Source organism: Arthrobacter sp. BG3 (assembly GCF_056680185.1).
This window is the reverse complement of sequence record NZ_JBWXPT010000003.1, coordinates 42,340-56,765: the sequence shown is the minus strand read 5'-3', so window position 1 is coordinate 56,765 and position 14,426 is coordinate 42,340. Positions and strand designations below refer to the sequence as shown.

General features: G+C 62.4%; 13 protein-coding genes. 9 read left to right on the top strand and 4 right to left on the bottom strand.

Translation table 11 applies throughout. The features are described 5' to 3' along the window. Positions 1-17: 17 nt before the first annotated feature. On the top strand, positions 18-728 hold the full coding sequence (locus AC1MFL_RS21330; protein ID WP_479816024.1) for a GntR family transcriptional regulator: 711 nt from the start codon (positions 18-20) through the stop codon (positions 726-728). Between the two features lie 142 nt (positions 729-870). On the opposite strand, the gene AC1MFL_RS21325 is transcribed toward AC1MFL_RS21330, so the two are convergent. From AC1MFL_RS21325 to AC1MFL_RS21315, 3 genes are all read right to left on the bottom strand, one after another. Next, a complete protein-coding gene (locus AC1MFL_RS21325) occupies positions 871-3,714 on the bottom strand; it encodes an FAD-binding and (Fe-S)-binding domain-containing protein (protein WP_479816023.1) in 2,844 nt (947 codons plus the stop codon). Between the two features lie 521 nt (positions 3,715-4,235). Continuing rightward, entirely contained in the window at positions 4,236-5,084 is an 849-nt protein-coding gene (locus AC1MFL_RS21320) for an amidohydrolase family protein (protein ID WP_479816022.1), read from the bottom strand. Positions 5,085-5,089: 5 nt separating this feature from the next. Further along, on the bottom strand, positions 5,090-6,379 hold the full coding sequence (locus tag AC1MFL_RS21315) for an MFS transporter (protein ID WP_479816021.1): 1,290 nt from the start codon (positions 6,377-6,379) through the stop codon (positions 5,090-5,092). A gap of 650 nt (positions 6,380-7,029) precedes the next feature. Between AC1MFL_RS21315 and AC1MFL_RS21310 the strand changes: the two genes are divergently transcribed. The 8 genes from AC1MFL_RS21310 (at position 7,030) to AC1MFL_RS21275 (ending at position 14,038) form a co-directional block, all read left to right on the top strand. Continuing rightward, positions 7,030-7,617, top strand: a complete 588-nt coding sequence (locus tag AC1MFL_RS21310; protein WP_479816020.1) for a recombinase family protein — start codon at positions 7,030-7,032, stop codon at positions 7,615-7,617. Further along, positions 7,614-9,065: a transposase gene (locus tag AC1MFL_RS21305; RefSeq protein WP_479816019.1), complete on the top strand. Its 1,452-nt coding sequence runs from the start codon at positions 7,614-7,616 to the stop codon at positions 9,063-9,065. Before AC1MFL_RS21310 ends, AC1MFL_RS21305 begins: the two co-directional genes overlap by 4 nt. An 18-nt stretch (positions 9,066-9,083) precedes the next feature. Further along, complete coding sequence (locus AC1MFL_RS21300) at positions 9,084-9,974, top strand: AAA family ATPase (protein ID WP_479816018.1); 891 nt, start codon at positions 9,084-9,086, stop codon at positions 9,972-9,974. Positions 9,975-10,223: 249 nt separating this feature from the next. After that, entirely contained in the window at positions 10,224-11,219 is a 996-nt protein-coding gene (locus AC1MFL_RS21295) for an arsenic resistance protein (protein WP_479816017.1), read from the top strand. An 82-nt stretch (positions 11,220-11,301) separates the two neighbouring features. Further along, positions 11,302-12,072: a MerR family transcriptional regulator gene (locus AC1MFL_RS21290; RefSeq protein WP_479816015.1), complete on the top strand. Its 771-nt coding sequence runs from the start codon at positions 11,302-11,304 to the stop codon at positions 12,070-12,072. Positions 12,073-12,128: 56 nt separating this feature from the next. Then, positions 12,129-12,530: a hypothetical protein gene (locus AC1MFL_RS21285; protein WP_479816014.1), complete on the top strand. Its 402-nt coding sequence runs from the start codon at positions 12,129-12,131 to the stop codon at positions 12,528-12,530. Continuing rightward, a complete protein-coding gene (locus AC1MFL_RS21280) occupies positions 12,527-12,838 on the top strand; it encodes a thioredoxin family protein (protein ID WP_479816012.1) in 312 nt (103 codons plus the stop codon). The genes AC1MFL_RS21285 and AC1MFL_RS21280 overlap by 4 nt, the downstream gene beginning before the upstream one ends. Before the next feature lie 261 nt (positions 12,839-13,099). Continuing rightward, positions 13,100-14,038: a DUF4238 domain-containing protein gene (locus AC1MFL_RS21275; RefSeq protein WP_479816010.1), complete on the top strand. Its 939-nt coding sequence runs from the start codon at positions 13,100-13,102 to the stop codon at positions 14,036-14,038. Between the two features lie 19 nt (positions 14,039-14,057). Here the strand turns inward: AC1MFL_RS21275 and AC1MFL_RS21270 are convergent, their stop codons facing one another. Next, positions 14,058-14,423, bottom strand: a complete 366-nt coding sequence (locus AC1MFL_RS21270) for a hypothetical protein (protein ID WP_479816008.1) — start codon at positions 14,421-14,423, stop codon at positions 14,058-14,060. Between the last annotated feature and the right edge of the window lie 3 nt (positions 14,424-14,426).

Here is a 14,426-nt window from a genome sequence, read left to right as displayed (position 1 = left end):
AATGACATACTGAAGTTGTGGAGAACGTTCGCCGTACCAGAAATCTGACCGATCAAGCGTTCGAGTTGTTGCGCAAAGCGATTGTCTCGGGGGATCTCAAGCCTGGAGAGCTTTACACAGCCGGCCAGTTGGGCGAGCAGATTGGCGTATCGCGTACGCCGGTCCGCGAAGCTTTGCTTGAGCTTTCCCGACTTGGGCTGGTTGAGATTGTGAAGAACCGAGGAATGCGGGTGGTTACTACCGACATTGAAGGCCTCGTTCAGGGCTTCGAGGTTCGATTGATGTTGGAGGTTCCTTTGGCACGCAGGGCGACGGAGCTGCGGGACGACACGGCAATCGCTGCAGTGAACGGCACCTTCAAGGAGTTCCGCCAGGCCGCCATGGCGGATGATGCCGAGGCCACCTTGCGTGCTGACCGTGACTTCCACCGCACCTTGTTGCTGGGCAGTAGAAACGTTAAGGCTGTGGGGCTTCTGCATGAACAGCGCAATTTGGTGCTGATGGGTGGGGTCGGGACAGTGCCAACCTCTCGCAGCGCCCTCGAATGCTTTGAAGACCACATCGACATTCATGGCGCTTTCGTTAAGGGTGACGTTGAAGGCGTCGGTCGGGCCATGACCCGCCACATCACTCACACCGCCCATATGCTCATTGCTCAGGAGATTCGAAGCCGCCCGGAATTCGCCGGAGCCGATGCTACTGAGAGGCTGGACTGGCTGACTCACTGAATCCTTTCTAATGCGACGTCACATTTTATCGGGCTTGCATGTTACATACTAAAATTGTTGGCTGAGTCGTCTTCAAAGGCTTCTGCTTCCATGCGCTCAGGCTGGGTGGGTATTCATCGGTGGGTGGTCCTCGGGGGTGCCGTCAGGGCAGTGCCCTGTGCATTACTTCGGCGAGGTGGACGCCGACGGCGTCCGTACCTTGGGTGATCTGGGTGCGGCATGAGAAGCCGTCGGCGAGCACGATGGTCCCGTCGGCCGCGTTGCGGATTGTGGGGAACAGTTCCCGCTCACCAAGGGTTTGGGAGACCTCGTAGTGGCCCGGTTCGAAGCCCCAGTTGCCTGCCAGTCCGCAGCATCCCCCACCGACGACGGCGGTGTGCACGCCGAGCTTTTTTAGTACCTCCAGTTCGGGTTCGTAGCCGAGCATGGATTGCTGGTGGCAGTGGACCTGGCATACGGCTTGGGCTGGGCCGGTTTCCGTGGACAGATTTTGGAAGGGCCAGGGTTTTTTGTCTGCGACGTGCCGGGCAGTGAAGGCCCCGAGGGTCATGGTCAGTTCTGCTACGCGCCGGGCACGCGGGTCGTTGGGGAGCAGTTCGGTAATCTCGTCCTGAAGCATGACTGTGCAGGAGGGCTCGAGACCGATGATCGGGTAGCCGGCCTCCAGTAGGGGCTCCATGACGTCGAGGGTGTCGGTCAGAACCTTTTTCGTCATATCGAGTTGGCCGGTGGAGTGCCAGGTCAGTCCACAGCATACGTTGCCCATGGGCAGCAGGACCCTGTAGCCCATGGCCTCGAGAACCTCTACGGCGGCTTTGCCGGGGGCGTTCGCCGAGAAATTGGTGAAAGTGTCGGGCCACAACACCACCGTTTCCCTGCCCTCGGCGTTGCCAGGCCGCCGGGACGCCTTTTGCCGGTGCCACCCAGTCAGTGGCTGCGACGCGAAGGAAATCATTCGCCGCTTCGGCTCGATCCCACCCAACCGCTTGGTCAGCTCTTCGACGGGGCGGAAGCTTTCTAGGAGGTTGATGGCATGGAACGCGAAGGGTATTTTTTCCGTCACGCGCATCAGCAGCGGCATCCAGCCCATGGTGAAATGCGCCATTGGGCGCCGGTTCCGGCCTATGAAGGAGCGCAGGCCCTGACCGTAGTGGTGGTGCAGGAACTCAGCTTTGTATGTGGCCATGTCGACGTTGACGGGGCACTCGGTAGCGCACGCCTTGCACGACAGACACAGGTCGAGGGCCTCGAGGGTTTCCTTCGACTTCCACCCGTCGGTGATGGACTCCCCGCGTAACATTTCGGCCAGGGACCGGGCGCGGCCACGGGTGGAATGCACCTCATCATGAGTGGCTTGGAAGGACGGACACATCGCTCCGGAATCGGACCGGCAGGAGCCTACTCCCACGCACCGGTTGACGGCGCTGGAGAACGAGCCGCTATCGCGGGAGAAGGCATGTACGGGGGTGAGTTCGAAGGTTCGGGCGCCAGGACCGGGACGGATGCCCTGGTCGATTGGCTCCGGGTCCACAAGCAGGCCGGGGTTGAACACACCCTCTGGGTCGAATGCGCGCTTGAACGCGGCGAACGACGCCAGTGCCTCGGGGGAGTAGATGGTGGCTAAAAGTTCGGAGCGGGCGCGGCCGTCGCCGTGTTCACCGGAAACGGAACCGCCGTAGCGGTGCACGAGCTTGGCGGCGCGCTCAACGAAGGTGCGGTACGCCGCCACACCCTCGTCAGTGCTGAAGTCGAAGGAGATGCGGATGTGGACGCAGCCCTCACCGAAGTGCCCGAAGGGAATGCCGGTAAGGCCCAGTTCGTGGAGCAGGTCATAGAGGTCGCGCAGATACTCGCCCAACCGTGCAGGCGGCACAGCCGAATCCTCCCAGCCCGGCCAAGCCTCCCCACCGTCGGGCAGGCGGGTTACGATGCCCGCCCCGGCCTCCCGAATTCCCCACAGGGCCCGCGCCAGCGGCGCTTCGGTAACGATGATCGAGTCGACGACATTTTCCGGGACGAGGCCTGGCAGTTCCCTCGCCCTCGCTTCGGCTTCCTCGAGAGTGTCCGCGCCGACCTCGCAGTACAGCCAGCCACCACCGCGGGGTAGCTCGGAGCCGGACTCCTCCTGGCCCGGGCGTGTCTGCAGCGCTTCGACCAGGTCCGAGCCCATGCCCTCGATCGTGTAGACGCCGGGGACGCGTAGTTTCGGGGCTGCTGTCGCGGCCTCGAAGGCATCCTCGAAGCCCAGTACGGCCAGGGCAGTGTGGGCGGGCTTGGCCACCAGCCGAACGGTCAGCCGTGTGATGATCCCGCAGGTGCCCTCGGAGCCGGCGAACGCCTTGGCGGTGTCGAAGCGGTTTTCCTCGAGCAGGTAGTACAGGCCATAGCCGGAGACCTGGCGCGGAAACTGGCCCAGCTCGGTGCGCAGCATCGCCAGGTGCTGGTCCCGGATCTTCGTCAGCGCCCGCTCAAGCACCGGATCAGACGTGCCGCCGGCGCGCAGCTCGATCTCGCGGCCGTCGGCGAGCATGACCGTGAGATCTACCAGGTTGTCCGCGGAAGTACCCCACGCTACGGAATGGGAGCCGCACGCGTTGTTGGCCACCATCCCGCCAATCGTGGCACGGGAATGCGTGGAGGGGTCCGGGCCGTAGGTGAGCCCGAACCTGGACGCCGCCTCCCGCAGCTGGTCGCAGATCACGCCCGGCTCAATCGTCGCGGTCCTCGCCTCCGGGTCGATGGCCAGGATCCGGTTGAAGTGCCGGGACGTGTCGATGATCAGGCCCTCCCCGATGGCGTTGCCCGCCACCGACGTGCCACCCCCGCGGGTGGTCACCGGCCAGCCGCGGTGCCGGGCTAGGGCCAGCAGTTCCCGGACCTCTTCCACGCTGGACGGTTCAGCCACCGCGGCCGGCAGCCGACGGTAGATCGATGCGTCTGAGACATAAGCAGCGCGGGTCGTGAGGTCATCACGTATAGCGGTCATGATTACGCGGCCTTTCAAAAAACTTCACTATCGAGGTGAGCGAACGGTGAATGCGAAATAAGTGGCATCACGACCCAGGCATTGAATTGGCTTCCACTCGCATAATTATCATGCACCCGCACGAGCCCGAGGGATCACCAGGATAATTATCTGAATAACTGATACATTCTTTTAATCTTGGTGCGTACCGTGAAACAGGCGATAAAAGATGGATGTCACCTCTGGGTCCGTCAAGCGGATCTCGGTGCCCCCAGTTGACCCAACCTCAGCTGCGCCCTCATTTACAGTCTCTATGGGGATGTATTGATAATACGTACAGCGTTAAGATAAACACGACAAATTCAACCCAAGCTGCTGCTAAGAAAACAACTGGTATGTTTCGGATTTCGCTTGAGACGTTCTTTCGATGGTGGCAACATGATGAAGACCGCTGTGAATAGGAAACAGTATTCGTAATCACTTACTCACTGAGTTCGCTTAGTACAGTCAGGGCCAGAACTGGGAAGCCTTTCCGCCAATCATCATGCCGGTGGCAGGAAACCGTATCGACGGGCATTGTTGTCCCGCACGATCCGAAGGCGTGTTGCTGCATTAGGCACCCACCGTTCCCATCGGGACAGGATCTCGACGGATGTGGGGGCTTTTGCCAACCCCACATGGGGCCAATCCGAGCCCCAGAGCACCCGCTCGGGGGCTGCGTCGATGAACGCCTGCACCCTATCTGTGATAGCGGCCTCGTGGTTGGCGACAGCGCGAACATCACGCGGATCGGCTTCTCGTGGCATCAACCGCTCGGAGCCGGACAGCGTGATCCATACATTCTTAAGAGTCAGTAACTCAACTAGTGCGCTCATCTCAGGGGAATCTAGCCGCACATTAGAGGGCACGTACCCGAGGTGATCAATGACGATGTCGACACCGAGATCACTCACGACCTTCGCGAACCAGGGAAGGTGCTGGCGAATGTCACTCCACACCTCGATGTGCCAGCCGAGGTGACGCACCCGCTGAGCCACCTCCTCGATCTTGGTGACCGGGACGCCTCCGGGGTACCCGTCCTGCACCCGCGTTGCGACGACGCCGGCGGCATCCATTTCGGCTAGGTCCGCGTCAGAAGACTCAACCGGGGCGCATGCTACGCCCCGCAGGTGCGCCGGGTCGGTGGCGAGAGCGCCGAGCAGGATGCTGTGATCGTCCGTGCCGTAGGAGGACGGTTGAACGAGCACTCCGTGCGTGCATCCCATCTCAGCTAAGTGCGTGCGGTAGTCGGAAAAGTTCGCCCCAGGCGACACATACGCTGCTTCTGCAAGCGCGGGAGGTGGCTCGAGCTCGCCGACGCGGAAAACATGGCAGTGATTGTCAATCCGCATGAGTGCTAGCTGCCTTTGGAAGAATTGACAGTGGCGCTACGCAGTTCCGTTCCTTTGGTTTCGGGCAATAAGAACGCGGCTACCGCCATCGTGCTGTAGGCAATTGCAGCGAATACTGCGATGGCCACGCTGATCGAGATCGACGAAGCAAACCAGCCAACCAAAAATGGGAAGAGCGCCCCAACTCCTCGGCCAAAGTTGTAGCTGAATCCCTGGCCGGACCCACGCAGCTCCGTCGGAAATTGCTCGCTGAAGAAGGCGCCAATACCGCTGAAATACGCAGATGAAAAGAAGCCGAGCGGGAAGCACAGTAGGGTGAACAGCGGCGTTGGGATGTCGAGCAGGGTGAACGGAAGCACCATGACGATCGCGCCAAGCGCACACCACATCAGCGCCTTGCGCCGCCCAACACGGTCCGTAAACCATGCACCGAAGAGGTAGCCACAGAAGGCACCGGCGATAATGATGAACAGCGTGCCGCCGATAGCGAAAAGCGCAAGGCCTCTCGCTTCCGAAAGAAACTGCGGGAGCCAGGTAGTCAGCGAGTAGTAGCCGCCCTGCGCGCCCACGGCGAGCAGGGAACACAGCATTGTGGACTTCAGATAGCGTGGCGAGAAAATTGCGAACCCCGAAATTCGTTTGCTTTTCGGATCAAGATGCACGGCTTTGACAAGCTCGGGTTCTTCGATGTTACGACGTATAAAGAAGACCAGCAGGGCAGGCATCAGGCCAATGAAGAACAGGATCCTCCATGACCATTCGGGCGGAGCGAGTGTGGATACGGCGAGGTAACCGGCGACAGCGGCGGCCCATCCGATGGCCCAGCCGGATTGAACAGATCCAACTGCGCGACCACGATATCTCGCCTGCACCGTTTCGCCGATAAGCACGGCCCCGGCCGCCCACTCTCCGCCGAAACCGAAGCCCATGAGACCGCGCGCGAGCATCAGCTGATCAGCATTCTGCGCGAACCCTGAAAGCGCGGTGAACACGGAAAACCAAGCAATCGTATACATCAGAGTTTTGACGCGCCCGATGCGGTCGGAGAGCATTCCTGCAAGCCAACCACCGATCGCAGAACTCAACAAAGCGACGGTGGCGATCAGGCCTGCCTCCGCCTTATTTGCGATGAAACCCACGGCAAGAAGACCAGGAATGACAAGGCTATAGATTTGCACATCGAAGGCGTCCAGTGTCCACCCACCGAAACAACCCCAGAAAGTCCTTTTCTGTTTCTTGTTGAGGTTATTGAACCAGAAGCCGGCTTCGGCCGGTTCTGTCGATTGTTCACCCATGTTTTCACTCCATTGTGGTCGGGCCGGTTGGTCGATGTTGCCACATCGCGTAGGGCGAGATGGACGCGTCACAGTTGCATGTTACATATAACGGCGTGGAACCAACGGTTGTCAATGGACGACCACTAATGAACTTCCCGAGATCGCCCGTTGCCTTGCCAGTGCCAGTCAGCCAGGCAACCGACCCGCCTGAACGGGTCGGGTACCTTTAGCCGCTTGAGGCCTTATTCCTTGCGGAGCTTGTCCTGGATAGTTCCGGGCGGCCTTCCCCATCACGTTGGGCAGTTCGGTGGTGCCGTAGAAGTGGGCGTCGGGGTGTGGGTGGCGGCATCGGGACACCGGCGGGCGGGTCCGCCACCTAGCTGAACTCGCCAAGCCCGTCCGGCGTCGGACCCGCGGCCTCATGCACGGCGCTTCGCTCTGTGATCAACTCAACTCGACTTTTGTTCGTCGAAGCAACGTCGAATCAGGCACGAATGATGACTCGGCAATGTCTCGAAAAGCAAAAGATTTTCGAGACACGGGCGTCGTGTTGTGGAGGGTCGAAGGAATCGGCGTCCTGCCGGGCCGCCCCGTGTCTTGGAAAGATGTCTCACCGTGAATCGTCTCAGGCGGGTGCCGGCCGGGGGTTTCTGAGGCACAATGGCCGGGTGAGACATCTCGGGTATACGCGTGTGAGCACGTCAGGCCAGGACGCGAAGTTGCAGCTCGATGCATTAGTCGACGCCGGAGTGCAGAGGCGGGACGTGTTCGCCGACGTCACCTCCGGAAGCAAGGCAGCGATTGAGCGGCCCGGGATGAAAAAGCTCCTCGCGTATGTGGAACCGGGAGACACCGTCGTCGTATGGCGGGTGGACCGGCTCGGCCGGTCCCTGATCGATGTGTTGAACACGGTGAACCTGCTGCGGGAACGTGGCGTGAACTTGAGGTCCATTTCGGACGGGATTGATCCCACAACAACGTCGGGCCGCCTGATGCTGAACATGCTTGCGACCTTGGCTGAGTACGAGCGGGAGTTGATTGTCGAACGCGTCAACGCGGGCATCGCCGCGGCGAGACAGGGCGGAACCCGTTTCGGCCGGCCGTTGTCGGACCCGCTCGTTATCGCCGACAAGCTCGCGATCGCCTCGGACGCACGCGCGAAGGGCCGCTCCGCTGAGGACGCGGCGAGACTCGTCGGGTGGAGCCGTGCGACGCTCTACCGCCACCGGCAGGCGGCTGAAGAACGCCGGTCATGAAGCATCGGCTGTCGGCCGAAGAACGTGCGGCTCTGCTCCGGCCGCACCTCGATGACGGTGTTCCCCTCGCCAGGATCTCCGGTCAGGCCGGCATCCCTCTCCGCACGCTGCAACGGTGGACGGCGGGATTCCGCGCCGGCGGCTCAGTTGCGGCCCTGGGCCGCCGGCCACGCTCGGACCGCGGCAGCCATTCGCTGCCGCCCGAAATCGTGGGTGCGATCGAAGGCCTCGCGCTCCGACGGCCGGCGCCGACCATCGCGTTCATCCACCGGCGGATCTGTGACGTGGCGCTCGATCGCGGAATTCCCGCCCCCGGCTACTCGACGGTTCGGTCGGTCGTTGCCGCCATCGATCCGGGGCTGCGAACGATCGCGCTCGAGGGCGACGCCGCGTACCGGGACCGGTTCGAGCTGGTCTACCGGCGCACAGCTAGCCGCGCGAACGAGCAGTGGCAGTGCGACCACACCGAGCTGGACATCGAGATCGTCGACGCCGCCGGGGCCCGCGCACGCCCGTGGCTGACCGTCGTACTCGATGACTACTCCCGCGCCATCGCCGGCTACACCGTCTTCACTGGTGCGCCGACCGCGCTCCAGACGGCACTGGCCCTTCACCAGGCCGTGCAGCGCAAGAAACATCCGGCCTGGCCCGTCATGGGTCTGCCCGATCTCCTGTACAGCGATCACGGCGCAGACTTCACCAGCACGCACCTTGAACGGGTCTGCCTCGACACCCACATCCGGCTCATCCATTCCATCCCCGGCGTGCCGCAGGGCCGCGGGAAGATCGAGCGGTTCTACCGCACCCTCACCGACGAACTCCTGCCGCATCTGCCCGGTTACATCCCGCACGGCACCCGCGGGACCCCGGTGACTGCACCGACGATGACCCTCGAACAGCTCGACACCGCGCTCGAGCAGTTCATCGTTGACGAATACAACCACCGCACGCACTCCGAAACCGGAGAGATCCCCACAGCACGCTGGCAGGCCGGCGGCTGGCTCCCCAGAATGCCTGCCCGGTCCGAGGACCTGGACCTCCTGCTCCTGACCGTTGCACACCAGCGCACCGTCCACCGCGACGGCGTCCACTTCAACGGCCTGCGCTACCTGGACCTCACACTTTCCGCCTTTGTCGGCGAAGCCGTCACCATCCGCTACGACCCCCGGGACATGGCCGAGATCCGCGTCTGGCACCAGGACACCTTCCTCTGCCGTGCCATCACCCCGGAACTCGCCGCCGGAACCATCACCTTCAAGCAGCTCAAGGCGGCCAGATCAGCACGCCGGAACGAACTGAAGAAACAGCTGCGTACCAAACTCAGCCTCGCCGATGCCCTCCCCACCGACGACCGCTACGCGCCGCCGGCACCCCTCGAACCGGCAAGGGCCGGCCAGCAACGTATGGACGAAAAGCAGCATCAGCTTCGCATCTACGCCGAAGACTGACCCAAGAGAGGAACACCCATGCCCGCCAAGGACGAGAATGACGACGGCCGCCGCTTCCTCTTCAACAATCTCGGCGAGATTTCCGCCGCCCCTCCACCGGTCCCCCCCGACACGCCGCCATTTCTCATCACCAAGGAGCACCGGCGCTTCACGGAGTTCGCCACCGCGGTGCGCACCAACCGCCACATCGGCGTCTGCTACGGCCCGCCCGGCGTCGGTAAAACCCTCTCCGCACGCGCCTACGCCGGTGCGACCGAATGGGAACAATGGCAACGGACCGGCCAAACCAACACCGAGCCCGTCCCTGCCCGCGTGCTCGAAGCCAGAACAGCATTCTGGACCCCCACCGTGACCATCAGCCCCCGAGAGATCGACCGGCAACTGCCCCGGATCTGCCAAAGAATCTCCTGGGCAGCCGAATACGCCCGGGAAGGCAACATCGACGTCTTCGAGCACCGCGACTCCCGGGCCTCCGGCCTGACGGAACTCCTCATCATCGACGAGGCCGACCGGCTCAAACCTCCAGCGCTCGAGCAAGTCCGGGACTACTACGACCGCCACACCATGGGCGTCATCCTTATCGGCATGCCCGGCATCGAAAAGCGCCTAGCCCGCTACCCCCAGCTCTACAGCCGCATCGGCTTCGCCCACCATTACCGGACCCTCAGCACCGAGGAACTCACCTTCGTCCTGACAAACCGCTGGCAGGAACTGGGCCTGACCATCGACCCCCAGGACTTCACCGACGCCGAAGCCATCGCCGCCGTTGCCCGCATCACCAACGGCAACTTCCGCCTCGTCCAGCGCCTCTTCACCCAAATCACGCGCATCCGCGACATCAACCGGCTCGACAGCATCACCAAAGAAGTCGTCGAAGCAGCCCGCGAAACCCTGCTCATCGGCACCTGACCGCGCCAAATACCGCCGCAAAATACACGCCAAATACCGCGGAGAATTACATCTGGTAGCGTGTCGCTATTTCTGGATGGACCGGTCCCGGGCGTTCCACTTCCTAGGAACTGAGACGGCTCGGGCATCGGGTTCAGGTGTCGCGGAAGTTCCCATCCGCAGATGAGACTTGGCCGCCGAAAACGTCCGCGACGCCCCTGAAGGCCCAGTACCGGTCCGGATCATGGGCGCTGGATCGCGTCGCCTAGCATGGACACGGTGAACACCCGGAACCTCATTGCCTGGATGGAACGCCACCAGATCGGCCTGTACCTTATCGCGATCCTGGCCGGCGGTGCTGTGGGATTCCTGGCGCCGGGCTCTGCCGGGGCGCTGGAACATTCGATCAACCCGGTCCTCGGGCTGCTGCTGTATGCGACTTTTCTGGGCATTCCCTTTGCATCCATCCGCAAGGCCGCCAGGGATCTGCGGTTCCTGGCAACGGTGCTGGTTCTGAACTTCGTGGTCGTTCCTGTGGTGGTGTTTGGCCTGTCCCGGTTCATCGCCGGGGACCAGGCCCTGCTGGTCGGGGTCCTGCTCGTGCTCCTGACGCCATGCATCGATTACGTCATCGTATTTACCGGGTTGGCCGACGGATCAAGCGACCGGCTTTTGGCCGCCGCTCCGGTACTGATGCTGGCCCAGATGCTCCTCCTCCCCGTCTACCTGTTTGTCTTCGTCGGCCCCGAACTGGTTTCGGCCATTGACCCTGCCCCGTTTGTTGAGGCGCTGGTGGTTTTGATCATCGTCCCCCTGGCCGCGGCAGCGCTGACGCAGGCGCTGGCCCGCAGGGCGACCTTGGGCCGGGCGGTCATGGCGGTGATGCAGGCACTGATGGTTCCGTTGATGATGGCCACGCTGGCCGTGGTCGTCGGCTCGCAGATCGTGGGAGTCGGCCAGGAACTGGGCTCGCTGCTGACGGTGGTTCCGATCTATACGGCGTTCCTGCTCGTGATGGTCCCGCTGGGCCTGCTCGCGGCCAAGCCCGCCGGTCTCGATGTCGCAGCCACCCGCGCCGTCGTCTTCAGCGGCGCGACCCGCAATTCCCTGGTCGTGCTCCCGCTAGCCCTGGCGCTGCCCGAGCCGCTGGCCCTTGCCGCGCTGGTTGTGGTGACCCAGACTCTCGTCGAGCTGATAGGCATGGTCCTCTATGTCCGGTTCCTACCTCTGATCGTCCGCGCGGAACCCCGCCGACAGCTCGCCTAAACCGCACCCGGCGCCCATTCCAGCAACAGGCCCAACAAGCTGACTTGACCTTCGAGCGGGGTTGAAGGTTTACCGTGGGGGTATGACGACCCTGCGGATTTCGGAGGTTGCCGAACGCACTGGAGTGCCGGCGACAACCCTGCGCTACTACGAGGACATCGGGCTGATTGGCCCGGCTGTCCGGTCAGCCAACGGTTACCGGAACTACGACGAACGAGACCTGGAACGCCTGGCAGTCATCACCCGGGCGAAGAGGCTGGACATCAGCCTCGAGGACGTGCGCGATCTCGTCGCCGCCTGGGAAAGCGATGAATGCGGGACCGTCCAGCACCGCCTGAGCGGAATCGTCGCCACCCGGCTGCAGGAGACACGGGAACGCATCGCCGACCTGACCGGCTTGGCCGACCAGCTCGAACAGGCCCGCGCACGACTCTCGGGAAAGCCCCAGGAAGGTGCGTGCACCGATGCCTGCGCCTGCGTAGGCATTGACCAGACACCCCGGCCAGCGCCGCCTGCGGGCGCTTCGCTGTTCCCGCTCCTGTCGGCAGCAGTGGAAAGCCTTGGTGTTTCGTGCACGCTTGAACGGAACGCCCTTCCGGCCCGGCTGGACGAATGGACCGCCCTGGTTGCAGACGCCGCCGGCCGGACCGCCCTCGATAACGGTATTTCCCTGGACTTTGCCCACAACCCCGAGCTGGCGGCCGGCCTTGCCCGGCTCGCCGCCGAGGAATACGAGTGCTGCTCATTCTTCGACTTCACCATCGCGGTGAACGCTGGCGGGCTACGCCTGGAAGTCCGGGCCCCGGCCCATGCCCAGGATGCCCTCCGCACGGTTTTCGGGGCGGCAGCGTGACGGACCTCGGCCGGGACCAACCACCGACACCTAAACCCCAACAGACGAGGACTCCCGTGACAACCACGCAGCAACAGAAACCGTCCAAAGCCACGGGCAAGACCGCCATGCTCACCGGGACACTTGCTGTCATCGGCTGCATGCTCGCTTGTTCACTGCCGCTTCTTGCTGCCGGCGGCGCCTTGGCCGGGCTGGGTGCATTGGTGGCAGGCTGGTGGCCCGCCGCTGCCGTTGCCCTCGCGGCAGCCGCCGGCATCACCTTCCTCTACCTACGGCGCCGACGCGGCGAACACCAGGCCGGCATGAACAGCGCAGGCTGTGACTGCGGCGAGGGCTGTGGGCCTAGTCATGAACCGAAAGTTGTCAGTCTTTCCGCCACCACGACGCAGCTAAGCCCACAGAAACTAACCGACGCCGCAAGTAGGGCGGTGGAACCGGACGGGATAATGACCATATGAGGATAGAACTGCTCCACATCGAGGACTGCCCCAACACGGCAAAAGCGCTCGAGCAGGTGGAAGCCGCATTGGCCGCCCTGGGGCACGAAGACATTCCCGTCCATATGCTTCACATTAGGTCTCCAGAAGATACGGTCGGGACCGGGTTTGCCGGGTCGCCAACGATCACGGCAGACGGTGCCGACATATTCCCCGACGGAGCGCCAAGCAGTGATCTCGCATGCCGGATCTACCGCACGCCCGGCGGTTATGCGGGTGTGCCCACGGTCGAGCAAGTGATGAAAGCCCTCACGAATCATGGCCTCTGACACGCACAGCCAGTGTTCCTGCTGCGGGCGGACAATGCAGCGCAAGAAACTACATGCCCTCGGTACCGAACCCGCCTATATTTGCCGAAGGTGCGGCCTGTGGGTCGCACTGCGGCTTCGGTCGCAATCCTGAGCCACACCACTGCACGTCGTCCTACTGCTCAGTGCAGAGGACTTCGAATATTCCGTGCAGACGACTGCCGCGTCCACACAGGCAAGGGTTATGACGAAATTTCGGTGCCATAGGCCGATAGGGAGCTTGTGACAATCAGAAGCATAAAGAGCAAACCCGGTAGGCCCGCACCCAAAAGGCAACACTATGTCTCGCAGGTTCTCCTGAAACAGTTCTCCGGTGTGGCCAACGGCGATGAAGGGATCTGCCAGATTGAGGTCGTCGACGGCCGGATAATTGATCCAAAGCCTTCGAAGTCCATGGGATTCGAATGGCACATGTTCAAGCACAAGGGCGAGTGGATGGAGAAGCTCTGGCAAGAAGTTGAGGGCCCCATGGGTGATGTCAGTAGCATCCTGGTCAATGGAAGGCCAGAAGACGTCGAGCCACACAAGCTTGCTGTAACGGACTTTATCGCGCTGCACTTCGCCCGAAGCCTGGAAACGAAACGTATCCATCGCGATTCCTACGAAACGATGGAACGTCAGACCAGAGCAAACCGTGAGATGCAGCTCAAGCTGGCCACCCTCCGATACCCAATGCTCAATCTCGAATTAGCCCCTTCGATGCTCGACAGCATGTCGGAAGCCGTGCTGGAACCGATTCAAAACCAGGAAGCTATGGGTCTCCCTTTCCAGGAATTTGTTGAGTCTGCCTTCGCGCGCACCCGCCAACAACTGTCTAATTACAGTCTGTCCATCAGGCCGGCATTGTCAGGAACCGAATATCTCCTGGGCGACTGCCCCGCCGTAGGTATCGCCCGCGGAATGAACCCGAGGCGCCGCCCGCCACTGTTCGAGGCAAAAGCTCTCATCATGCCCCTGAGCATGCACTTTGCGGCCTTCGCCTATCCCAGGGGCGCCGAAGATCCAGACTTCTCGGTTGATCCTACGGACCGAGAGGAAGTCTTGGCGATAAATCATGGCCAGATAGCGCAGTCGCACAAAAGGGTGTTCTACCGTCCTGGCAGCGGGCATCAAGCGACCGTGCGCACATACCTTGGCCTCGGACAGGACTTAGCCGACTGAACGCTTAACTCACCCGCTGTTAGGAAGCTGGCATCTCGCGGTAGCCCTGGCGGGAAATAGCGCTCTGCGCCTTCTCCAGTTCGACCCCAAGTTCCGCAGCCAACTGCGCCGCCCTGGTCAGATGGTCCGTGGCAGTGGCCACGGAGGCAACAGGGTCGCGGCCGTCGTCCTCGTACACATCGTATTCGTCCAGGGAGCGGCCAAGAGACCTGGCCAGCTGAGTGCACGCCTGGGGCAGCAAGTGCCCCACTCCCTTGAGGTTACCCAGGACGCTGTAGACGGTGGGGGCGGCGTGCACCTGAGTGATTGTCAGGTGGTTGATTGAACGGATTGCCTCGTAGGCGTCATCCGCCGCGCGGATTACTTCGGGGGTTTCCTCGTCCATGGT